This is a genomic window from Campylobacter concisus (assembly GCF_003048555.1).
GTDB classification, from domain to species: Bacteria; Campylobacterota; Campylobacteria; order Campylobacterales; family Campylobacteraceae; genus Campylobacter_A; species Campylobacter_A concisus_AO.
Genome location: NZ_PIRR01000022.1, coordinates 1 through 22,167, shown reverse-complemented (window position 1 = coordinate 22,167; position 22,167 = coordinate 1). Strand labels below are relative to the sequence as shown.

Below are 22,167 nucleotides of genomic sequence, written 5' to 3'. Positions count from 1 at the left end.
TAAAAGTAAAATTTCAAGATTTTATAAAATATACTCTTATACATTCTTAAAATATATTTTTATAATTTCCACTTTTCTACCAAAATGCTATAATCACGATAAAAAAAGGACAGACATGAACGAACTTGAGCTAAAGATGCAAGGCAAGATAGATAGGCTAACAGATAAGACTTTTAGGCTAGACCCAAGGATCGGCGAGGGCTACTTCACGGCGAAATATTTTTTAAAAGTAAATGAGATAATTAAGCAAAATTTGCCTGATCAGCACGTGACAATGCAGTTCTTTCAAAGGCGCGATGATATCGTACTTTGCGGCATTGACGAAGTTTTAGCCGTCATCAATAAATTTGCCAAAGACCCAAGTGAGCTTGAAATTTACGCACTTAATGATGGCGATATCATAAACGCAAACGAGCCAGTTTTAAAGATAAGCGGCAAGTATGAAAATTTCGGCTTTTTAGAAAATGTGATCGATGCGACGCTTACTAGAAGAAGCTGCGTAGCGACAAATTCAAGAGATGTGATAAGAGCAGCAAACGGCAAAGACGTTTTTAGCATGGCAGATAGGCAAGATGACATCTGCACGCAACCAGGCGACGGCTATGCATCATTTGTAGGCGGCATCAAAAAGGTCGCCACAGATGCTCAGGGCAAGCTTACTGGGCTAAAAGGTGGTGGCACCATGCCTCATGCGCTTATTCAAATGTGCGGCGGGGATATAGTAAAAGCCTCAGAAATTTATGCTAAAACCTTTGAAAATGAGAAGATCACGGCATTGGTTGATTATAACAACGATGTGATCACAGATGCATTAAAGGCTGCAAACGCATTAAAAGAGAGGCTTGGCGCGGTTAGAGTCGATACTAGTAAAAATTTGATTGATAAATATTTTGATGATAAGGATACTAGCGGGTTTGACCCACATGGCGTTTGCAAGGAGCTTATATTTGCTCTAAGAGAGGCGCTTGATAAAGCTGGCTTTAAATACGTTAAAATCGTCGTTAGCTCAGGCTTTAGCCCTAAAATTATAAAAGAATTTGAAGCTCATAACACACCAGTTGATACTTATGGCGTTGGAAGTTATCTTGTTAAAAATGACATTTGTGGCTTTACTGGCGATCTAGTCGAGCTAAACGGTAAAGATGAGGCTAAATTTGGTAGGAAAAATTTTACTTCAGATAGACTAAAGAGAGTAAAATTTTAACAAAAATGAAAATTCTAAGTAAAATTTTTATATTTTTGACATTATCCCTCTCTGTCTGCATGGCTGCAAACTATGCCAATGCCTTTGAAAAGGTTAACATCCTTGAAGACGGAGTTTATCGCTTTAGCCAAAATGGCCTCGGCGTCAAAAAAGATCTGCTTGTAAAGGTGATCTCGGTGCAAAACGCAGAAATTCCTCACAAAAAGATCATCTCCATGCTAAATATCCCTAAAAAGTCTAAAATTACGGACTTTAAAACAAGCGATGCAGGCGTGATTGTCTGGCCATTTTACGAGTTTGAGGGCAAATTTATAACGACAATAATCGTTGAAAATATAAAAAAAGAAGATAGCGATCAAAAACTGCTTAAGATGCTAGAGCTTAAGCATCCGTTTTACTCAATGCTCCTAGCTCGAAGAAAAGGTGCTAAAGACGCTATAGACGTGAAATACGTGCTAAATTTCAAAGATGCAAAGCTGGTAAAATCGTTTAAAAACCGCCCTTAAAACTTTATTTTAAATAAATTTCATTAAAATGGCGTAATCAAAAAAAGGATCATCTTTGCATAATCTAAAAACCATAAATGTCGCCCACTCGCCGGACGCTGACGATATTTTCATGTATGCTGCGGTCAAATTTGGCTGGGTTAGCAGTAAAAATTTAGCCTTCACATCAAAGGCGCTTGATATAGAAACGCTAAACGAAGAGGCGCTAAAAGGCACTTACGAGGCCACGGCGATCAGCTTTGCACTCTATCCAAAAATTTGCGACGAGTATGCGCTTTTACGCTGCGCCGTGAGCTTTGGCAATGGATATGGCCCAAAGCTTATCAAGCTAAAAGGCAAGCAGCTAAAGCGAAATTTCAAGGTCGCTCTCTCTGGCAAAAACACGACAAATGCCCTGCTCTTTCGCATAGCTTACCCAGAGGCAAGGATCGTTTATAAAAATTTTCTTGAGATCGAAAATGCTGTGCTTAGTGGCGAGGTCGATGCTGGCGTGCTCATACATGAAAGCATCTTAAATTTCTCAGACCAGCTCTGCGTAGAGCGTGAAATTTGGGACATTTGGAGCGAGCTAAACGGCGAAAATTTACCACTTCCACTTGGTGGCATGGCGCTTAGACGAAGCCTGCCGATAACTGATGCGATCGAGTGCGAGAGAGTGCTTAGTGAGGCCGTTAGGATCGCCACTTCACACAAGCCATTTTTATCTCACATGCTAATGGAGCGAAATCTCATCAGAGTTGGCAAAGAGGAGCTTAAAACGTATCTAAATTTATACGCAAATGACGAGTCTATAAGCATGAATGAAACTCAGTTAAAAGCGCTAAATAAGCTCTATCAAATAGGTTACGAGAAAGGCTTTTTTGAAAAGCCAATTGACGTAAACGACTACCTAATCCCAACTGAATATAACGAAGTAAGGTTTAGCTGATGCAAAGTACGCTTGTCTCGCTTGGAGTTGAAACTTTTAAGATCGCCCTTTATATAAGCCTTCCGATGCTGCTAAGCGGCCTAATCGCTGGCCTTATCATCTCCATCTTTCAAGCGACCACGCAGATAAACGAAACTACGCTAAGCTTCGTGCCAAAAATTTTGCTAGTTGTCGTTGTCATCATATTTTTGATGCCTTGGATGATCTCGATGATGGTTGAATTTACTACTCGCATGTTTGAGTTTATACCGGAATTTATCCAGTGACGAGGCTTGTTGATTTTTCTAAATTTACCTCGGTTAGGATAGGCGGCGTGCATGAAGTTTTTGAGGTAACTAGCCTTGAAGATCTAAAATCGCCTGAATTCTTGGGTGCTGTGATGATAGGCGGAGGTAACAACCTACTCATCTCGCCAAATCCCCCAAAAATGGCGATGCTTGGCAAGAGCTTTGACTATATAAATTTAGAACGCATCGGCGAGAAAATTTACCTTGAGATAGGTGCTGCGACAAAATCAGCTAAAATTTATAACTTTTCAAAACAAAATAACATAGCTCACCTTGAGTTTTTAAAAAATATCCCAGGCACACTTGGCGGACTTATAAAAATGAACGCTGGGCTGCTTAAATTTAGCATAAGCGACAACCTCACGCATGTGCGTCTGGCTCGTGGCTGGGTGCGCAAAGAGGAGATAAGCTTTAGCTACCGCCACAGCGGCATAGATGAGGCCATTTTGGGGGCTAAATTTGAGCTTTCTAGTGGCTTTGATGCAAGCATTTCAGAAGCTATAAGCGCAAAAAGGGCAAATCAACCAAAAGGCGCTAGCTTTGGCAGCTGCTTTGTAAATCCAGAAGGGCACTTTGCAGGGGCACTGCTTGAGGCTGTTGGACTAAAGGGATACGCTATCGGCGGAGCGAAATTTAGCGAAGAGCACGCAAATTTTTTGATAAATTTTAACCACGCAAGCTTTGAGGACGCCACTAGCCTTATAAATTTGGCTAGAGCTAGAGTTTTAGATAAATTTGGCGTAGAGCTTAAGACTGAAGTTTGCATTTTATAAGGATGATGATGAGTGAGTTTTTGAGCGAAGTTTTTACCCTTTCACTTTTGTTTATAATTATTGGCTTTTATGCCATTTATAGGGCCAAAAAGGCACAAAGCGAGCATGAGAAAAATATGGCTGATTACGATAAAAATCTGCTAAATTTTGCCAAAATTTTAGGCGTTCAAAATCACATAGACCTAGTTAAATTTGATGAAATTTTAGCCCAGGCCTTAAAAGAAAAACTAATTTTTAAATTTAATAAATCTACCTCACAAGAGGAATTTATCTCTTTTATAAAAGATGAAAATTTCAAAAATAAGCCCCAAATTTCACAAAATAATATAGACGAAGCCTTTTTAAATCTTTGCGCAAGCTCGCTTGTAGAGCCACTTAAGCTTGCGATACTAAAAAATGAAGATCAAATTTATGGATTTTTGTTTGAAAAAGAGCAGCTTTTTGCTCTTATTGATAGCGCTGCGCTGCTTGGCGAAAATATTATAATTTGCGAGTAAATCAAGTAAAATTCATCTCTTTTTAGATAAAATCAAGCCAAATTTCAACTATAAGGTAAAAAATGGCAAAAGAAAAAGATAGTGACAAAAAAATAGCTATCCCAGAGAGTGAAGCGGACAAGAAAAAGGCGCTCGAGCTTGCGCTAAAGCAGATCGATAAAGCTTTTGGTAAAGGCACGCTTTTAAGGCTTGGCGATAAAGAGGTTGAGGCGATCGAGTCGATACCGACTGGCTCGCTAGGACTTGACCTGGCTCTTGGCATAGGCGGCGTTCCAAAAGGCAGGATCATTGAGATCTATGGACCAGAAAGCTCTGGTAAGACCACACTCACACTTCACATCATCGCTGAAGCGCAAAAAGCTGGCGGAATTTGTGCATTTGTCGACGCAGAACACGCACTAGACGTAAAATATGCTTCAAATTTAGGTGTAAACACTGACAACCTTTATGTCTCTCAGCCAGACTTTGGCGAGCAGGCACTTGAGATCGTTGAGACGCTTGCAAGAAGTGGAGCGATCGATCTTATCGTAGTTGATAGCGTCGCTGCTCTTACTCCAAAGAGCGAGATAGACGGCGATATGGGCGATCAGCACGTTGGTCTGCAAGCAAGGCTTATGAGCCAGGCGCTTAGAAAGCTAACTGGAATTTTAAGCAAGATGAAGACAACTGTTATCTTCATCAACCAAATTCGTATGAAGATCGGTATGATGGGATATGGCACGCCAGAGACCACAACTGGCGGTAATGCGCTTAAATTTTACTCATCTGTAAGAATCGATGTTAGAAAAATAGCCACACTTAAACAAAATGACGAGCCTATCGGCAACCGCACAAAAGCAAAAGTCGTTAAAAACAAGGTCGCGCCTCCATTTAAAGTGGCTGAATTTGACATCATGTTTGGCGAGGGTGTGAGCAAAGAGGGCGAGATCATCGACTATGGCGTAAAGCTCGACATTATCGACAAATCAGGCGCGTGGTTTAGCTACAAGGCCGAAAAACTAGGTCAAGGTAGAGAAAACGCCAAAGCCTATCTAAAAGAGCACCCAGAAATTTCTGATGAGATAGTAGCGGCGATCAAAGGCTCAATGGGGATCGATCACCTAATAAGCAGCGGCGCAAAAGACGAAGACGACGACACAAACGAAGCAGGAGATGAATAATGGTATTTATTGAAGATGTAGAAGCTCACGAGGTTTTAGACAGCAGAGGCAACCCAACAGTTCGTGCTACAGTTAGACTAAGCGACGGAACCGAGGCAAGCGCGATCGTACCAAGCGGCGCAAGCACTGGCAAGCGTGAGGCGCTCGAGCTTCGCGACAAAGACGAGAGATATGCTGGCAAAGGCGTTTTAAAGGCTGTTTCAAACGTAAATGAAAAGATCGCAGAAGCGGTGATAGGACTTGATGCTTACAACCAAAAAGCAGTCGATGCTGAGATGCTTGAGCTTGATGGCACGCACAACTACTCAAATTTAGGCGCAAACGCAGTTCTAGGCGTATCTATGGCAGTAGCTCGCGCAGCTGCAAAGAGCCTAAATATCCCGCTTTATCGCTACCTTGGCGGTGCAAACGCTAGCATCTTGCCAGTGCCGATGTTTAACATTATAAATGGCGGCGCACACGCAAATAACAGCGTTGATTTTCAAGAATTTATGATCATGCCATTTGGCTTTAGCACATTTAGCGAGGCACTAAGAGCTGCAACTGAAATTTATCACAAGCTAAAATCTATCCTAAACGCAGTCGGACACAGCACGGCTGTCGGCGACGAGGGCGGTTTTGCTCCAAATTTAAAAGACAATGAAGAGCCACTAAAACTGATCTCACAAGCTGTAAAAGAGGCTGGATATGAGCTAGGCAGCCAGATAAAGCTAGCCCTTGACGTCGCTTCAAGTGAGCTTTACAAAGACGGCAAATACGAGCTTGAAGGCAAGAAATTTAGCAGCGACGAGCTCATTAGCTACTACGAAAAACTTTGTGAAAAATATCCGATATTTTCTATCGAAGATGGCCTTAGCGAGGATGACTGGAGTGGTTGGGCTGAGCTTACAAAAAGGCTTGGCAGCAAAGTGCAGCTAGTAGGCGACGATCTTTTTGTCACAAATGAGAAAATTTTACGCGAAGGCATCGAGAAAAAGATCGCAAATGCAATATTAATTAAGCCAAATCAAATAGGCTCAGTCACACAAACCATGCAAACTGTCCGCCTTGCTCAAAGAAACGGATATCGCTGCATAATGAGCCACAGAAGCGGTGAGAGCGAAGATGCATTCATCGCTGACTTTGCAGTCGCACTAAATACTGGCGAGATAAAGACAGGTGCCACTTCAAGAAGCGAGCGCAACGCGAAATATAACCGCTTGCTCGAGATCGAGCTTGAGGCTGGAGAGTTTTTGGGGGATAATATTTGAGCGAAATTTTAGACGAATATGGCAACACCGATGGCATATTTCATAAAATTTTAAAATACATTAGACCGACATTACGCTACGTCATAGCCACCATTTGTGTGGCTATGTTTGCTTTTTATGTAGGCAATATGATGTTTGGCAAACGCTCACTTGATGTTATGTTAAGCCTTCAGAGCAAAAAAGAGAGGCTTAGCGAGGACGTGGAAATTTTAAAAAAAATGAACGCGCGTCTACAAAAAGATTATTTTGAATTACAAGGCCTTGAGCCAGACTTTAATAAAAAGTAGGAATGATGAAAAAATTTTGGTTAGTTTTATCTATATTTGCAGCAAGCGTCTTTGCTAGAGAGAACCCATTTATGCCTATTAGCGAGCTAAATACAAGCGTTATGACAACAAATATCATAGAAAAATTTGATAGCTTTGATTCTCTTTCGTTTAAATTTCCAAGCGATGCGGCACTTTTACTAGATGTCACCATAAGATATAGAGCAAATGACGGTACCATAAAGGAAAAAAGACTAGCCGATATAAATAAAACTATCGATTACAGCGATGAATTTGCTTTAAATAAGGTAAAAAATCCAGAACCAGTCGTAGCAAAAAAGCTAGATGTTTCGGTCACAATGGCAAATATGCCTAGCCAAAAAGTAAGCACTCCCGTGATAATAGAAAAAAATGAAACTAAAATTTCAAATAAAGATAGAAACAAAACTTCAGATATGCCAACTCCAAATGTTGTAGTCATCGATCTTAGCACAGACAAAACAAAAGAAACTACCATAAAGCCTGAACAAAAGGTGGTCGAAATAAAGATTGAGCCTAGTGCAAAGCCAATTGATAGTGTAAAAAATGGAAAAGATGTTAAATTTCTAGGTTTTATAAGCTTTCTAGCCAACGACAAAGAGCTAAAAATCGCTATAAAAACTAAAAATTTAAAGCATTTTACTTATGAGAAAAATAAGATCGTTCTTGACTTTGCAAGGCCGCCAAGAAGCTTTAAAACCAAGAGCTTAAAACTTGAAAATGAACATTTTAAGAATGTGATCATAGGCTGGCATGATAGATATTTCAGAGTGGTTTTAGAGCTTGATAAGATGCATAAATATAAGCTTGAAGCCGTTGAAAATGGATATTTGCTTAAGCTTTTATAGTTGAATTTTAAAACGAGTAGATTTTATAAAATTTCAAATATAATACTTTTCAAAATAAAAAATTTAAGGTTATTGGTTTGAAATACCCGCTTGATTGTAAAGATAATTTTGAAAACTCATTTATATTTTGGCTCACTCGCTATGTCAAATTTAAACTTAGCTCACTTTCAAATAAAGAGCTGCGAGATCCAAAGGCGCTTGCAAGTGTGAATTACGCTTTAAGCCGCGAGGTAAAGAATATTGATCAGCTTGATGGCTTGGTAAAAAGCGCAAGAAACGCAGGGCTTACTGGCATAAATACCTACTTTAATCCACTTAAAAAAATATATGAAACGATGAAATTTTACGAGCTTAGCAGCCTAAAGCAGATCGATGAAGAGCTACTAAGCGAAATACTAGCTAGCACAACTGGCGGATTAAGTGATGCTAGCAAGAAAAATTACCGCATCTCAGTGATAAATTTCTTTGCATTTTTAGACAAACAAAACGAAGAAGATGGCAAGGCTCATGTTTTTGATATAAATTTAAAAAACTGGGGCGGGGTTGGTGGTAACAAAGGGCAAAAATTACCTGAGTTTATGGGTGAAGATGAGGTCAAGAAATTTCTAGATGCGATAGAGCAAAGCGACTTTAAGCAAAACTCAAATCGCAATAAGCTCATAATAAAAACGATAATTTTTACTGGCATTCGCGTAAGCGAGGCCCTAAACTTAAAACGAAAAGACATTACTGAAGATGGCGATCTTTTTATCATTAGGATACGAGGCAAAGGCAACAAATACCGCATCGTTATGATAAAACGCCACTTAATAGAAGCTCATCTAAACGCGATTGCAATAAACTACATCAACAAAGAAGGCTATCTTTTTATCAATAAAAAAGGCACCAGGCTGACGCAAGCCTACGTAAGTCGCATAGTGGAGCAAATCCTTTTTAAAGCTGGGATCAGAAAAGAGAAAAATGGTGCTCACATGCTGCGCCACACCTTTGCAACGATGCTTTACAAAAAGCAAAAGGACCTTGTTTTGGTGCAAGAAGCTCTAGGGCATGCAAGCCTAAATACCTCAAGAATTTACACACACTTTGATAGTGACAAGCTAAAACTTGCTGCAAAGGTAGCTGAGGATTTAGCAAACTAGAGCGCTTAAAGCCAAAGCAAACTAGCAATACTAGATTTAACTCATGCAAAATTTAAAACATTATCTAACTATGAAACCCTATAAATATATGAGGAAATTTTAGCTTGCAAGCAGCCTAAAAGCTTGCTCTGTATCTAAATTTACAATCCACCAGTCAAAAGCTCTTACAAAAAGTGAAATTTGGCAAGCAAATTTTGCTCTGCTCGCCAAATTTATATCAAACTAGCTGATCTTTCTTATCTTTGCAGGAAGTGCTTGTCTAGCGCAAGTGCCAACCAACCAGTCATTTAAACTAAATTCGCCATTTCTTTTTGGATCAAGAAGTCCAAGCTTATTATGATTGACCCCTTTTTCTAAATTTGCGATCCCAAAAGCTGGCTTTCCATCGACGATGTGCGTTCTTATACCAAACTCATCATGGCCAAATCCATGCTCGATACTAATAACCCCGCTAGCAACGCCATCCGTCACAAACGCCTCACCAACTTGCGCACCATAAGGCGTAGTCACTTTAACTTTATCACCTGAGCGAATGCCCTGCTCACTTGCGATATCTGGTGCTATCCTTATGAAGTTGCTAGGATGAACAGCTCTTAGCCTTGGGCTAACAAAGGTGTAGAAGTGTTGGATATTTGACTTTCTTGAGCTTACTGTGTATTTCCACTCAGAGCGTGGGAAAAATTTCTCAAGCGGTGTGCCATCACTTGCTACTGGTAGCATCAGACTTGGCACTCCTGGCATAAATTCGCCTGTTATTGAGTGTCTATGCCCACCAAGTGGCTCATAGTAGATAGAAGCTGGCGTAGGCGCTGGCACTTTTACGGTTGCTTTATCACCCTTATATGCGCTCTCGTAGCTATCGTATCTACCGCCTTTTGCTAGTATGTGCGCTACTTTTGGTTTTTCTTCGTCTTTTAGATAAGGATCGAGTTTTGTCATCACTCTTGATATCTTACTAAGCTTTTTGTCCTCGTCACTTATATCTTTCACACCCTCGCCGTCAAAGGCTAAATTTGCTAGTGCAGCCGCGTAATACTGCTCTTTTACGTCAAGGTCCATGAAATTTCCGTCTTTGTCTTTGAAGGCATTTTTGCCAAAGCCTTTTAGTCCAAGCCTCTTTGCCACGGCTATATAAAATGCCTCAACGTCGATCGCGCCGCCATTTTTATCCCTTGCCTGCTTTGAGCTAACGGCTGGATAGCGCACGACTGAAGTTTTAGCAATCGTTCCCCAAAGAGAGTTTGGAAGTGCCCAGTTTTCTAAATTTACCCCATCTGGCACGATGTAGTCAGCATAGGCGTTTGTCTCGTTCATAAAAGCATCGATACCCACAAAAAGTGGTAAATTTTTACTATCTTTTAGTACGTCTAAAACCGCTCTTTCAAGTCCTGCTTGGCCGTAAAGTACGTTTGTCATGTAGTTTATGAAAACTTTTATTTTGTATGGATAGCCAGCCTTGTGGCTCGTAAGAGTTTCGTTTACAAGTGGCATAGAGATAGGATACCATGGCTGAGTTGATGGATAGCCGCTGCCGCCAGCTGCTACTTTGCGCTTATACTCAGAGCTTGTTTCGTAGTATTTGCCTGATCTTGATAAATTTAGACCATTTGGCTTATAAGCGCCCTCAAAGCTCTCAAGGTCATATCTACCCTTTAAAAACTCGTGTGTGCCGGCACTTGCATTGACGTTGCCGCCTTTATAGCCGTAAGTGCCCATTAGCGTGTTTAGGCAAAGGATCGCGTAGGTAGTCATACCAGCTTGCGTATGCATCATACCGCCATGCACGTTTGTGCTCACCTGTCTGCCGTTTTTAGTGAAATTTTCACAAAGCCAGATGATATCTTCAACGCTTACACCGCAAATTTTTGAGTACTCCTCTAAGCTATGCTTATAAGCTGACTCTTTTAAAAGCTGCATTGAGCTTTTTACCTCGACCTTTTTGCCGTCTATTAAAATTTTACCTTTGTAGTAGAGCTTGGCTGGTTCATTTACCTTGTAGCTTTGTATCTTGCCATCTTGCGAGCAAACCTGCCATTCATTGTTGATAAGTGCAAATTTACCATAGTCTTTGTGGTCTTTTTCGGTGATGACTAGATGCGTGGCATTACACCAGTGTATCTCGCCTGCTAGCTTTGCCTGGTCTAAATTTGGCTGGATAAGGTAGTTTGTAGCGTATTTTTCATTTTCTATGATCCAGCGTATCATAGCCATAGCTAGAGCCGAGTCGGTGCCTGGCTTTATCGCTATCCAGCGGCCTTTGTCTGAAGAGGCGTATTTTACAGCATTTGTAACGCTTGGGTCGACCACTGCGTAGCTAAAATCATCTCTAGTGCCTCTTGCATAAGAGAGCATTTTTGCCTGTTTTTGGAAAGGGTTGCCACCATTTGACGGCGAAGTGCCCCAGTAGATAACAAATTTAGAGTTTTCATAGTCTGGTTTTGTATGTGCAAAGCCCTTTGCGTTATGTGCGATCTTACCACCGACCCTAAAGCCACCACCACAAATTCCGCCGTGCGAGTAGTGATTTATAGTGCCAAATGACTTTTTGACAAAGCGATCAACGATGTCAGAGCGTCCGTCATATAGATAAAAACTTAAAAATTGATTGCGCTTAGTGCCATATTCTGGGTTTTCGCTGTCGATTAGCTCGTCGCTATATATTGCTCTTAGCCCGTCCACATGCCCCTCACCAAAGAGATCTCCGCCCTCTACGACCTCTTCTACTAGCTGCTCAAAGCTTATGCTCTTCCATTTTCCCTCACCCCTTTTACCAACTCTCTTTAGTGGCGTTAGTATCCTTGCAGGCGAGTCTATCATCTCAGGCAATATCGCTCCTCTAGCGCAAACTGTAGCTCGCTTTTCGTCTTCGCCACTTAGTGTTGTGACAAGAAGTGCGTCATTTATCGATGTGTCAAAATTTGCCCAGTGTACGTTTGAAAGTGGGTGGTATGGGTTGCCACTACATCTTAAAACTCGGTCGTTTTTGTCATCTACGTGAAGTCTTATGCCACACTTCGTCGTACAGCCATGACACATCGAAAAGATAACACTATGTCCATCACTAAGTGAAATTTTGCCGTCCTTTACTCGAAATTCAGGCTCTAGCGAGTTTGACTGCGGTTTATAGTCGTCTTTTCCCCCATCTGCTAGCACAGCGCTCGTAGCTACCGTTGAGAGTACAGCTGATCTTTTTAAAAATTCTCTTCTTTGCATTACTTATTTCCTTTTACTGTGCTATCTCTTCGCTCCAGCTGATAACCTTTTTATATCCATTATTAAGCTCGAGTTTCTTATCGTTTTTAGCCAAAATTTCGCTAACGCCGTGGTAGAACACCTGCGGATTTGTATTTTTAGGGCTATCTATAACCATAGTCTCATGTGTGGCTAGAAATTTTCTAATATTTGAGTTAGGATCATTAAGATCGCCTATTATACGGCTACCACCCACACAGCTCTCTACACATGCTGGCTGAAGCCCTGCTCTTAGTCTGTGATCACAAAAGGTACATTTATCGGCCTTATAGGTATGCAGGCTAAGATATCTTGCGTGATATGGACAGGCCTCTACGCAAAGCGCACAGCCTATGCACTCTTTTGTATCAATCTTTACTATACCATTACTTCTTTGATGGCTAGCACCAGTTGGACAAACACTAATACAGGCTGGATTGTTGCAATGGTTGCAAAGTCTTGGAAGTGACGCAATGACTGCCATTTTGCCGCTTTTATCTCTTGCCTCGTACTCAGAGACGATGGTTCTAAAAGCACCTGGCTGAACGTCGTTTTCTAACATACAGCTCATAGTACATGACTGACATCCAACACATCTTGTTAGATCTATCGCCATGCCGTAGCGAACATTACTACCGCTAAAGTCCTTTGGTGCAGCCTTTAGTGCGGTCGTAGCAAAAAATAACCCTGCAGCTGCAATGAAGCTGCGACGAGAATTTAAGGTCTGTTGCATAAAAAATTCTCCTTTCTTTTTAGAATTTTTTCTTATTTTAACATAGTAAATATTTTTTCTAAAGTTTATTTTATATTTTTACAAAATGTATTAAATTTTGAGAATTTTTGTAGCACTTAAAACATAGAATTTGGATAGTAAAATTTAGAAAGAAGTGGAAAAAAGATAGAAAATAAACTTCTATCTTCTTAAATTTATGCTTTATGGTTTAGCATATAAAGGCGAATGACTTGCTCTGCTGTCATCTTTAAATTTCTAATCGCGACATCTTTTCTCATCGCTTCTTCAAGACTCACTGGCTCATTTAATATACAAAAATAGGCATCAATCCCATTTTTGTGGCAATCTTTGGCACATTTTTGCACGCTTCCAGCAAATGCGATCACTGGCTTATGATACTTTTTTGCTAGTTTTGCAACCCCAGTTGGTGTCTTGCCCATTGAGCTTTGAAAGTCCATACGGCCTTCACCAGTGATGACTAGATCAGCCTTTTTGATCTCATCTTCAAGTGCAATAGTCTGCGTAATGATCTCGATGCCTGGGCGAAGTTTCGCTCCTAGAAATGCCACGAATGCAAAGCCAAGCCCGCCAGCGGCACCAGTGCCTTTTTGTGTGTGAAATTTGCTATTAGTCTTTTCCTTTACAAGAGTTGCAAAGTGTTTTAGCCCATCATCAAGCTCTTTTACCATACGGCCATTTGCACCCTTTTGAGGGGCATAAACGTGAGCAGCTCCATTCATACCATAAAGAGGATTATCTACATCGCAGGCGATTAAAAACTCGCACTCCTTTAGCTCTTTTAGTGCCTCTTCATCTGTAAACTCATAAATTTTGGCTAAATTCTCACCTTTTCCTTCAAGTAAAGCACCATCTTTATCATAAAATTTAAAGCCAAGTGCGCTAAGCATGCCTGTACCAGCGTCATTTGTCGCACTTCCGCCGATGCCAATGATAAATTTTCTAGCACCTTTAGCAATGGCATCTTTTATCATCTGACCAAAGCCAAATGTACTAGTTTTTAGTGGATTTCTCTCATCTGGATTTATGAGTGTAAGGCCAGAAGCACTTGACATTTCAAGTATAGCAAGGTCATCTTTTAGTGCATATCTAGCTAAAATTTCAATTCCAAGTGGATTTTTAACTATCGTATCTATAAATTTCGCACCAAGCGCATCGGCCATCGCCTCTACACTACCTTCGCCACCATCTGCGATAGGCTTGACAACGACCTCGCAGCCGATCTCTTCTAGTCCTTCTTTTACAGCAAGGCCCGCTTCAAGCGAGCTAAGCGAGCCTTTTAATGAATCAATCGCAACTAAAATTCTCATAAAAGCACCAAAGATAATATGTAAACGCTAATTATACCAACGATGCCCATTATAAACGTCATAGCCGTTTGTGTGCGATATCCTTGTTCTGCGCTCATCTTGCTAAAATTTGTCACAACCCAGAAGTAGCTGTCATTTGCGTGAGATACGCACATCGCACCAGATGCTATCGCCATGACGCAAAGTGCAGCCGAAAGCTCGGTCGTAAAGCCAAGTGTTTGCATGAGTGAGTTGTCGGCACTAAACGCACCCATGATAGACGCTGTCGTGATGATAGCCACGGTCGAGCTTCCTTGAGCGGTTTTTAGTACGGCCGAGATGATGAATGGGAAGAAAATTCCTATCGCTTTTATGGCGGTTGCGTTTTCTTTTATGAAATTTACAAAGCCGGCCTCAGTGATGACATTACCCAAAACACCGCCAGCTGCTGTGATAAAGAGTATCGGTCCAGCGATCTTTAAAGATTCGTTCGTGATGTGGTCAAATTCTCTTATCTTTCTGGCTTCTACTAATAAAAACACGCAAAAGATCACGCCGATTGCAAGAGCAATGATAGGATTTCCTAAAAATAAAAGTATCTTTGGCAAGAGAGCCGTTTTATCAAACATGCCTTGTTTTGCTAAAACATCGACAATAGAGCCGATCGCCATAAAAATGATAGGCATGATGATAGGAGCAAGGCTCAAAAATCCGCTAGGTAGCGTGCCAAATTTCTTTAAAAGCTCTTCGTAACTAGCTGTGATAGTAGCGTCAGCATCTTTGTCGCTGATAGTCACGCTTTTGCCAACACTCTTTGAAAAGAAATAAACAGCTATCAACACAGGCACTGAAACGACTGTTCCCATGATGATGACAAGGAGCAGATTTCCGCCAAGACCAAGTGTTCCTGCAGCTGCTATTGGGCCAGGAGTTGGCGGGATGAAGACGTGAGATGCGTATAGACCGCCACTAAGTGCGACTGACATCGCGACTGGGCTTGCTGAAATTTTCTTATAAAGTGCCTCGCGAATAGAGTTTAAAACGACAAATCCACTATCGCAAAATACCGGTATGCCAACAACCCAGCCCATGATGAGCATGGCAAGCTCTGGACGCTTTTGTCCGACTAGCTTTACGACCATATCAGCTAGCTTTAAAGCAGCTCCCGTTTTTTCAAGCACGGTACCGATGATCGTTCCAAAGATAATAACGATACCGATACTCTTAAATGTGCCACTAAAGCCGACACCTATCATCGCTGGGATCTTGGACAGATCGATGCCTGCGACGATCGCAAGAACCAAAGAAATGCTCATAAGTGCCAAGAATGGATGCACTTTTAGCTTAGAGATCATAACGATCATAAGTATGATGGCTACAACAAAACAGACAATTAGTGAGATTCCGCTCATAAAAACTCCTTTGCTCTGAGATTTTGCTTAAGATTTTAGCAAAATTTGCTTGTATTTTTTCTAATATTTTTAAGTTTTTTGATTAGTTAAATTTTTTTGACATATTTGAGTAAATTTATGACTATTTGCCTAAATTTAGCCATTTTATAAGCTTAAAATTTTTAGCTTATTTTAAAATAACAAAACCAAGACCAAATTTATCAGTATGTCTATTATAATCAATCAAACTCTCGCCATATCCCGTAAAATACTGTAAATAGCCATAAACTCCGGTTGAGAAGATAGGAAACATATATGAAATTTCAGCAGCACCTTTATTTGTTTTATCAAAATGTAAGTTATTTCTTAGCATTAGGCTAAAAATGTGATCATTAAGGTTGTAGCTAAGCCTTACATCGCCGTGTCCTATGTATTTTAATATATCTTTATTATCGCCCTTATTGCCCACTACCATCCAAGCTCTTGGCGAAATGCTAAGCTTGCCAAAAACAAAATCACTTTGCACATAAGCTCTATTCCAGCTTCTTGAATTGCTACCATCTCGTCCATTTGACTCATGCAAAAGTCCAAATTTTAGGTTTTTAACACCTATTTGATCCAAATATTTTGGCGAAGCAAAATTTAGAAAAATTTCTGGCTGATAGTTCGTCTCACGAAACGGTGCTGAAGTTCTTGTTATCTGCCACCAAGATGTCTGCGTGTAGGCCGCCACAAGGCTCTCTCTAAACCCAAACAGGTCATAAAACAACGGCTTTGCAAGGCTTATTTGAAACTTAGTTTCAATGCTTTTTCGCTCATCATCTGGCACATTTTTAGCATAAGTTACTGGCAAAAGGTAGTTAAATTTATAAAGCTCGATACCAAGTGCATTTTGTAAATTTTTACCACTTTTATCTTCTCTTAAAAGATCAGCTTGCTTTAGCTTCGCCTCTCTTGGCGCTGGCTCGCTTGCTTGCACATTTTGTATCACGCTTTGCTCGTTTAAAGAGCTTTTGGCTAGCTCTTTATAAATTTGCATCGCAGCCTTTATATCGCCGCTTTGCTCCAGCTCTTGTGCCCTTTTAAAATCATCTAACCCACTTGCCATCAAAAAACTAAGACCAAGGCTTAAAAATAATAAAATTTTACTCATCATCTATCTTCTTTTCTTGGATTTTCTTTGCCATTTCGTATTCGTCAGGGAAATTAACGTTAAAAAACTGCTCACTATCTTTAAAATTTACGACTTTGCATTTACAGCTTTTTCTCAAAAGTCCGATTTTATGCTCATTTTTTAAATAAAACTCATGAGCCAAAGTGGCAAGCCTTGGGCTAAAAAAACCACAAAGCGAGTGAATGTGCTCGTTATCACTAGCCACGACCATATCAAATTCATCTTTAAATTTAGCAAGCTCCTCTAAGCTTTTAAGATCAAAAAATGGCATATCAGCTGGTATCACAAAAACACTATGATCAAAATTTTTAAGAATAGAGTAAAGTGCGAGCATTGGCGAATAGTTATTGCTATTTTCATCTTTTATAAGCTTTAGTGGCGGGCTAAATTTCTCAAATTTTGAGCTTACATAAACTTCGTCAAAAACTTTGCTAAATTTCGCAACCTCATAATGAGTAAGCGTCTTAAAACCACCAAATGGCAAAAGTGTCTTATCTTGCCCCATACGCGAGCTTTTGCCACCTGCTAAAATCACGCAAGTTTGCATCTTTTCCCTTAAGAAAGTTATGAGGCTAAATTTAGCTAAAAGCGGCTTTGATCTACCAAAAATATGTTATAAAAACTTATTTTTGTTTATCCTACTTGTAAAATTTAAGCCTGCCTTGCCCTTTTCATTGTTAAAAATTCCTCGTAGCGACGATCAATGATAGCTTTGATCAAGGCATAGTTTTCTTGTGAGTTTTCTATATAAAAATAGGCGTTATCAAAGTATTTTTCACCAAATTTTTGCGAAACAAAATCCGTATAATCCTGCAAATACCAACCATACATTTTGGCAAATTTTGTCCGATCGGTCGTATAGTAAGCTTTTGCAAAGGCTTTACCAGCAGTATTTAGCTCCGCACTTCCAAGTACGCCGTCCATAGCGTCAAAAAGATACTGACGATAGTTAAAATTTTCGTCCATCTGTGCTATATCGTCCGCAAAATCTGCCGCAAATTCCTTTGAATAAAATTTGTGTTCCATGCACCAGCGAAAGAAAAATGCAATGTGTGTCGCACCGTTTTCATGCGGTATATCAGTCGGCGCATCTTTCGCACCCCAATGCCATTTTGCTTTGTCATATACTATATCTGGCATTTTTATCCTTTTAAAATGCTCAATTTTACTAAAACCATCTTAATCGCAGTAAAAATCATGGCTATTTTATCCATTTGCTTGCCATGATTAAAAAAGATATAATGGCGCTTTTATTTAAGGAGAAGCAATGAGCGAAAAAAATCTACAAATTTTAGGCTGGATCGGCACATGCCTATCAGTTGTTATGTACTTTTCATACATCCCACAAATAATGGGTAACCTTGACGGCAACAAGACGCCTTTTATACAGCCACTAGCGGCTGCACTAAACTGCACAATCTGGACAAGTTACGGCCTATTAAAAGCTAAAAAAGACTATCCACTTTCTGCTGCAAACTTTCCAGGCATAATCTTTGGTCTTTTGGCTACGATAACAGCGTTTTAATGCGCTAAAAATAACCGGCAAATTTGTAAAAACAGTCAAATTTACCGGTTAAATTAATCCATACAAATACTTTAAATTTTTTGATATTTCAAAAGGAATTAACTCAATTTTGTCAATTAGAAGAATAAAAGCTTTTTAGAAGAGGCACTTTTAAATTTTATTTGATATAAAAACAAGCCTAGAGCGGCAAGATTTTAAGATAGATTTGGATGTTGTGACGAAATTTTCACACAAGATAAAACATCTAGTTTATTGAAGTGTGAAAATTTCTAACTCATTCAAAGATACTTAAAAGCTAACGCCTATAAGTCCCTTGGATCGGCGATTTTACCTGCTATGGCTGAGGCCGCTACAACTGCTGAGTTGGCTAGATAAATTTCACTCGTTCTATCGCCCATACGTCCGACAAAATTTCTATTCGTCGTCGAGATACAGCGCTCATTTGCACCTAAAATTCCCATATATCCGCCAAGACAAGCTCCACATGTTGGGTTACTCACAACTGCTCCTGCATCAATGAAAATGTCAATTAAGCCCTCTTTTTCGGCAGCTCTTGCGATCTTTTGCGTCGCTGGAGTGATGATAAGCCTTGTCTTGCGAGCTACTTTTTTGCCTTTTAAAATTTGTGCTGCGATACGCAGGTCGCTTAGACGGCCATTTGTGCATGAACCGATAAATGCTTGATCAATAGCTAGATCGTCACGAACCGCCTGCCTTACGCTCTTGCCGTTGCTTGGCAAAAATGGATATGCGATAACTGGATCAAGATTAGTCACATCAATCTCTAAAATTTTGTCGTATTTTGCGCCCTCGTCTGAGTAGAAAAATCTTGGTTTATCGCGTAAATTTTTATCTTTTAAAAACTCTTTTGTGATCTCATCAACCGCGATGATACCGCTCTTTGCACCAGCTTCAATCGCCATGTTGCACATTGAAAATCTATCATCCATACTAAGGCCCTCTATCACCTCACCGCTAAACTCAAGCGCCTTGTAAAGTGCGCCATCAACGCCTATTTGACGGATGATCTCAAGGATGAGATCCTTGCCATAAACGTGCTTATCAAGCTTGCCTTTAAAGATGACCTTGATGCTCTCAGGCACTTTAAACCAGTTTTTACCAGTGATCATCGCATAAGCTAGGTCGGTGCTACCCATACCAGTACTAAATGCTCCAAGAGCGCCGTGCGTACAGGTATGGCTGTCTGCGCCGATGATAACGTCGCCTGGGATGACTAGCCCTTTTTCAGGCAAGAGCGCGTGCTCAATGCCCATATCTTTTTCGTCAAAATAGTTTTTAAGGTCGTGTTTGTAGGCAAATTCGCGTGAAATTTTGGCTTGGTTGGCGCTTAAGATATCTTTTGTCGGGATGTAGTGATCCATCACGATAGCAAAGCCGTCTGGATTGGCTAGCTTTTTAGCGCCGCTTCGCTCAAACTGCTTGATCGAAATAGGCGTCGTGATGTCGTTGCCTATGATCATGTCGATCTTACTTTCGATGATCTCTCCTGCGCTTACCTCTTTGCCAACGTGATCTGAAAATATTTTCTCGGTGATAGTTTGTTTCATAAATTTCCTTTAAATTTTGAGGCGATTTTAACGAAAATTGCTAAATTTAAAGAAAATTTACTAAGCCAAAAGGCCTAGTAAATTTAGAATTTAACGCTAGCTGTTAGCATAAACTGCCTCGCATACCCCGGCTGTATCGGTATAATATTAGCCTGCGTGCCGGTCGATGAAGATGTGTAGTAGAGCTTGTCGGTCAAGTTTTTGACGTTAAAGGCGAAATTCGTCTCGTAGCCTGCAATCTTAGTATCGTAGCTGATAAATGCGTCGTAAACGACGGCATCGTCCATCTTAAAGCCAGTTCCCGCAGGTACGGCCGGTAGATTCGTCCTCATGTAGTAGGTGTACCATGAGCCAAAATACCTCGCTCCGCCGCCGATCCTTAGGCCTTTTGCGCCTAGATGGCTAAAGTCGTAGTTGGCAAAGAGGCTAGCTTGGTGCTTTGGCGTGGCTTCTAGCGGTTTGCCCACTAGCACGGCAAACGCGCCGCTATCCTTGCGCACCTCGGTTTTAGTGTATGCGTAGCTAGCGCCCACGCTTAGCCCTTGCGTCACGCGGCCGTTAAAGTCAAACTCAAATCCTCTAGAGCGCGCCTCGCCCACTGGCGTACTTACGCTATTTACGGTACGCATGATGTTTTTCTTATTGATGTTAAAGACCGCTGCACTTGCCGTTATACTATCGTTTTGAAATTTAGTCCCAAGCTCGACGCTTTTGCCCTCTTCAGGCTTTATGTCGCCAATGTCGTCGCCGCTGATCGCCATTTGCGGGTTGAAACTTTGTGCGTAGTTGGTATAGACCGACCACTGAGGCGTTAGTAGATATAAAAGTCCAGTTTGCCACGTAAATTTGCCATCTTGCTGATCTGTGCTATTTGGTCCACTAGTTGTACCTCGAGCTACTTGGTCGTAGTATTCATACCTAGTTCCTAAAGAGTAGATCAAGTTTTCAGTTAAATTTATGCTATCTTGTGCGTAAAATCCGATAGTTTTTAGCTTTTGATACTGAATGCTTGACTCCCTGGCAGTTGGTAGTCCTACTCTTCCATAGATAGGATGATATATGTTTATGCTTAAGTGGTTACCCGTATCTTTTAGGCCACCTGGTCTATAGCGGTAGTATTCCTTTGCGTCTATGCCAAAGAGTAAGTTGTGTTCTATCTCACCTGTTTTAACATAGCCGTTTAAATTTAGTGATCCAGCATGTGTTCGGTGGATAAATCCGTCGTAGTATTCATTTCGTCTAGTTGCCGTGCCATTATTTAGATTTACGTTCATTAGCCTTATGTGACCATACTCATGTTTTGAACGAGAAAATGCATAAGCACCCTTTAGTAGCCAGTTTTCGCCGAGATTTTTCTCAAAATTTACATCTAGCGTGTCAAGCTTTGTTTTTAGCTTATTAAATGGCTCGTCAAGGCGTCTTTTCTTATCTATCGGCAGTAGCTTGCCAGTGCTTGGAATGAGATACATACCTCGGTCGATCGGATCGGTCGAGCGTGTGTGCGCATAGGCTAAATTTATGCGGTAATCATCGCCTTTATACGAAAGTGAGGGTGCAAAGAGAACATTTTTATATTCGCCAAATTCTCTCCAGTAGTCCTTTTGCATAGTATCAAATATAAATCTATAAGCAAAACCGCTATCGGCTATCGGCCCCGTGGCGTCAAAGCCCGCGTTCCAGTAGGCATGGTTGCCGATACCCGCCCAAATTTCGTTTGAGAAGTCGTATTTTGGCTTTTTGGTGACCATATTTATGATGCCGCCAGGTTCTTGCGCGCCGTAGAGCAAGCTAGCCGGACCTTTTAGCACTTCGACGCTTTCTACGGTTTTGTTAAAGCTATGCATGACGCTAGCGGGCACGCCGTTTCGCATGATCGAGCCGTCGCGTCCGCCACCAAATCCTCTTTTTATGATCGAGTCAAAGATGCCGCCCGTGGTATTTCCGTAGCTAACGCCGCTTACATTTTGAAGACTCTCGGCTAGGGTCTCTGGTTTTTTATCTTTTAGTTGCTGCTGGGTTACGACGTTTACTGTCTGTGGTATCTCAAGAATTGGCGTATTTGTCTTGCCCACCTCACTCGTTGTGGCTCTATAACCATCGTCTGCGCTATCTTCAATGCTAATTCCATCCAAGCTTACATCAGTAGCATTTAAAGCAGAAATAGCAAAACAAAGCACCGCACTAATGCGAAATTTATTCATTTATCATCCCTTAAAAAATTTTTAATATTATAAAAATGGTTATCATTATATGAAAATATATTTTAAATTTTTATGAAAAAATTTACGAAAAATTTATATTTTAATAACATTACAAATAAAATATTTGTAAAAATTAAACA

General features: G+C 40.6%; 21 protein-coding genes. 12 read left to right on the top strand and 9 right to left on the bottom strand.

The window, feature by feature from the left end; genetic code table 11:
• The first annotated feature begins 115 nt into the window (after positions 1-115).
• The 11 genes from CVS92_RS05550 to CVS92_RS05500 all read left to right on the top strand — a co-directional run bounded on the left by CVS92_RS05550 (position 116) and on the right by CVS92_RS05500 (position 8,897).
• Entirely contained in the window at positions 116-1,204 is a 1,089-nt protein-coding gene (locus CVS92_RS05550) for a nicotinate phosphoribosyltransferase (protein ID WP_107788790.1), read from the top strand.
• Between the two features lie 5 nt (positions 1,205-1,209).
• Entirely contained in the window at positions 1,210-1,710 is a 501-nt protein-coding gene (locus CVS92_RS05545; RefSeq protein WP_107788789.1) for a chemotaxis protein, read from the top strand.
• A 55-nt stretch (positions 1,711-1,765) separates the two neighbouring features.
• Positions 1,766-2,638, top strand: coding sequence for a menaquinone biosynthesis family protein (locus CVS92_RS05540; RefSeq protein WP_107788788.1), 873 nt, complete (start codon positions 1,766-1,768; stop codon positions 2,636-2,638).
• Positions 2,635-2,904, top strand: a complete 270-nt coding sequence (gene fliQ / locus CVS92_RS05535; protein WP_223154533.1) for a flagellar biosynthesis protein FliQ — start codon at positions 2,635-2,637, stop codon at positions 2,902-2,904. The genes CVS92_RS05540 and fliQ overlap by 4 nt, the downstream gene beginning before the upstream one ends.
• Entirely contained in the window at positions 2,901-3,698 is a 798-nt protein-coding gene (locus CVS92_RS05530) for a UDP-N-acetylmuramate dehydrogenase (protein WP_107788787.1), read from the top strand. Before fliQ ends, CVS92_RS05530 begins: the two co-directional genes overlap by 4 nt.
• 8 nt (positions 3,699-3,706) lie before the next feature.
• The gene (locus CVS92_RS05525; protein ID WP_107788786.1) at positions 3,707-4,195 is read left to right on the top strand and encodes an addiction module antitoxin; all 489 of its coding nucleotides are present in this window, start codon (positions 3,707-3,709) and stop codon (positions 4,193-4,195) included.
• 62 nt (positions 4,196-4,257) lie between these two features.
• Positions 4,258-5,355, top strand: a complete 1,098-nt coding sequence (gene recA, locus CVS92_RS05520) for a recombinase RecA (RefSeq protein WP_002940852.1) — start codon at positions 4,258-4,260, stop codon at positions 5,353-5,355.
• Entirely contained in the window at positions 5,355-6,605 is a 1,251-nt protein-coding gene (eno, locus tag CVS92_RS05515) for a phosphopyruvate hydratase (protein WP_107788785.1), read from the top strand. Before recA ends, eno begins: the two co-directional genes overlap by 1 nt.
• A gap of 104 nt (positions 6,606-6,709) precedes the next feature.
• Positions 6,710-6,892, top strand: coding sequence for a hypothetical protein (locus CVS92_RS09245; RefSeq protein ID WP_180378667.1), 183 nt, complete (start codon positions 6,710-6,712; stop codon positions 6,890-6,892).
• Between the two features lie 5 nt (positions 6,893-6,897).
• Entirely contained in the window at positions 6,898-7,758 is an 861-nt protein-coding gene (locus CVS92_RS05505) for an AMIN domain-containing protein (RefSeq protein ID WP_107788784.1), read from the top strand.
• A 77-nt stretch (positions 7,759-7,835) separates the two neighbouring features.
• Entirely contained in the window at positions 7,836-8,897 is a 1,062-nt protein-coding gene (locus CVS92_RS05500) for a tyrosine-type recombinase/integrase (RefSeq protein WP_107788783.1), read from the top strand.
• A 222-nt stretch (positions 8,898-9,119) separates the two neighbouring features.
• Here the strand turns inward: CVS92_RS05500 and CVS92_RS05495 are convergent, their stop codons facing one another.
• The 7 genes from CVS92_RS05495 to CVS92_RS05465 form a co-directional block, all read right to left on the bottom strand.
• The gene (locus CVS92_RS05495; protein WP_107788782.1) at positions 9,120-12,110 is read right to left on the bottom strand and encodes a molybdopterin dinucleotide binding domain-containing protein; all 2,991 of its coding nucleotides are present in this window, start codon (positions 12,108-12,110) and stop codon (positions 9,120-9,122) included.
• Positions 12,111-12,123: 13 nt separating this feature from the next.
• Entirely contained in the window at positions 12,124-12,861 is a 738-nt protein-coding gene (locus CVS92_RS05490; protein ID WP_107788781.1) for a 4Fe-4S dicluster domain-containing protein, read from the bottom strand.
• 194 nt (positions 12,862-13,055) lie between these two features.
• Positions 13,056-14,189: a glycerate kinase gene (locus tag CVS92_RS05485; RefSeq protein ID WP_107788780.1), complete on the bottom strand. Its 1,134-nt coding sequence runs from the start codon at positions 14,187-14,189 to the stop codon at positions 13,056-13,058.
• Positions 14,186-15,580 carry a GntP family permease gene (locus CVS92_RS05480; protein WP_107788779.1) on the bottom strand — a complete coding sequence of 465 codons (1,395 nt, stop codon included), beginning with the start codon at positions 15,578-15,580 and terminating at the stop codon, positions 14,186-14,188. Before CVS92_RS05480 ends, CVS92_RS05485 begins: the two co-directional genes overlap by 4 nt.
• A 166-nt stretch (positions 15,581-15,746) precedes the next feature.
• A complete protein-coding gene (locus CVS92_RS05475; RefSeq protein ID WP_234398706.1) occupies positions 15,747-16,715 on the bottom strand; it encodes a phospholipase A in 969 nt (322 codons plus the stop codon).
• Positions 16,705-17,280 (bottom strand): molybdenum cofactor guanylyltransferase, encoded by a 576-nt coding sequence (locus CVS92_RS05470; protein WP_107788778.1) that lies wholly within the window; start codon positions 17,278-17,280, stop codon positions 16,705-16,707. The genes CVS92_RS05475 and CVS92_RS05470 overlap by 11 nt, the downstream gene beginning before the upstream one ends.
• A 104-nt stretch (positions 17,281-17,384) precedes the next feature.
• Positions 17,385-17,873 carry a hypothetical protein gene (locus tag CVS92_RS05465; RefSeq protein ID WP_103559860.1) on the bottom strand — a complete coding sequence of 163 codons (489 nt, stop codon included), beginning with the start codon at positions 17,871-17,873 and terminating at the stop codon, positions 17,385-17,387.
• A gap of 127 nt (positions 17,874-18,000) precedes the next feature.
• Here CVS92_RS05465 and CVS92_RS05460 point away from each other — a divergent pair, with 127 nt between their 5' ends.
• The gene (locus tag CVS92_RS05460) at positions 18,001-18,258 is read left to right on the top strand and encodes a SemiSWEET family transporter (protein ID WP_021091682.1); all 258 of its coding nucleotides are present in this window, start codon (positions 18,001-18,003) and stop codon (positions 18,256-18,258) included.
• Positions 18,259-18,560: 302 nt separating this feature from the next.
• On the opposite strand, the gene leuC is transcribed toward CVS92_RS05460, so the two are convergent.
• Together leuC and CVS92_RS05450 are read right to left on the bottom strand one after the other, a co-directional pair.
• On the bottom strand, positions 18,561-19,826 hold the full coding sequence (gene leuC / locus CVS92_RS05455; RefSeq protein WP_107788777.1) for a 3-isopropylmalate dehydratase large subunit: 1,266 nt from the start codon (positions 19,824-19,826) through the stop codon (positions 18,561-18,563).
• An 83-nt stretch (positions 19,827-19,909) separates the two neighbouring features.
• Positions 19,910-22,027, bottom strand: a complete 2,118-nt coding sequence (locus CVS92_RS05450; protein WP_107788776.1) for a TonB-dependent siderophore receptor — start codon at positions 22,025-22,027, stop codon at positions 19,910-19,912.
• Between the last annotated feature and the right edge of the window lie 140 nt (positions 22,028-22,167).

Bases quoted from the DNA above. Each gene is read 5' to 3' on its own strand.
- CVS92_RS05550 (WP_107788790.1), top strand. From the start codon at position 116: ATGAACGAACTTGAGCTAAAGATGCAAGGCAAGATAGATAGGCTAACA.
- CVS92_RS05545 (WP_107788789.1), top strand. From the start codon at position 1,210: ATGAAAATTCTAAGTAAAATTTTTATATTTTTGACATTATCCCTCTCT.
- CVS92_RS05525 (WP_107788786.1), top strand. From the start codon at position 3,707: ATGAGTGAGTTTTTGAGCGAAGTTTTTACCCTTTCACTTTTGTTTATA.
- recA (WP_002940852.1), top strand. From the start codon at position 4,258: ATGGCAAAAGAAAAAGATAGTGACAAAAAAATAGCTATCCCAGAGAGT.
- eno (WP_107788785.1), top strand. From the start codon at position 5,355: ATGGTATTTATTGAAGATGTAGAAGCTCACGAGGTTTTAGACAGCAGA.
- CVS92_RS09245 (WP_180378667.1), top strand. From the start codon at position 6,710: ATGTTTGCTTTTTATGTAGGCAATATGATGTTTGGCAAACGCTCACTT.
- CVS92_RS05505 (WP_107788784.1), top strand. From the start codon at position 6,898: ATGAAAAAATTTTGGTTAGTTTTATCTATATTTGCAGCAAGCGTCTTT.
- CVS92_RS05495 (WP_107788782.1), bottom strand. From the start codon at position 12,110: ATGCAAAGAAGAGAATTTTTAAAAAGATCAGCTGTACTCTCAACGGTA.
- CVS92_RS05490 (WP_107788781.1), bottom strand. From the start codon at position 12,861: ATGCAACAGACCTTAAATTCTCGTCGCAGCTTCATTGCAGCTGCAGGG.
- CVS92_RS05485 (WP_107788780.1), bottom strand. From the start codon at position 14,189: ATGAGAATTTTAGTTGCGATTGATTCATTAAAAGGCTCGCTTAGCTCG.
- CVS92_RS05480 (WP_107788779.1), bottom strand. From the start codon at position 15,580: ATGAGCGGAATCTCACTAATTGTCTGTTTTGTTGTAGCCATCATACTT.
- CVS92_RS05475 (WP_234398706.1), bottom strand. From the start codon at position 16,715: ATGATGAGTAAAATTTTATTATTTTTAAGCCTTGGTCTTAGTTTTTTG.
- CVS92_RS05470 (WP_107788778.1), bottom strand. From the start codon at position 17,280: ATGCAAACTTGCGTGATTTTAGCAGGTGGCAAAAGCTCGCGTATGGGG.
- CVS92_RS05465 (WP_103559860.1), bottom strand. From the start codon at position 17,873: ATGCCAGATATAGTATATGACAAAGCAAAATGGCATTGGGGTGCGAAA.
- CVS92_RS05460 (WP_021091682.1), top strand. From the start codon at position 18,001: ATGAGCGAAAAAAATCTACAAATTTTAGGCTGGATCGGCACATGCCTA.
- leuC (WP_107788777.1), bottom strand. From the start codon at position 19,826: ATGAAACAAACTATCACCGAGAAAATATTTTCAGATCACGTTGGCAAA.
- CVS92_RS05450 (WP_107788776.1), bottom strand. From the start codon at position 22,027: ATGAATAAATTTCGCATTAGTGCGGTGCTTTGTTTTGCTATTTCTGCT.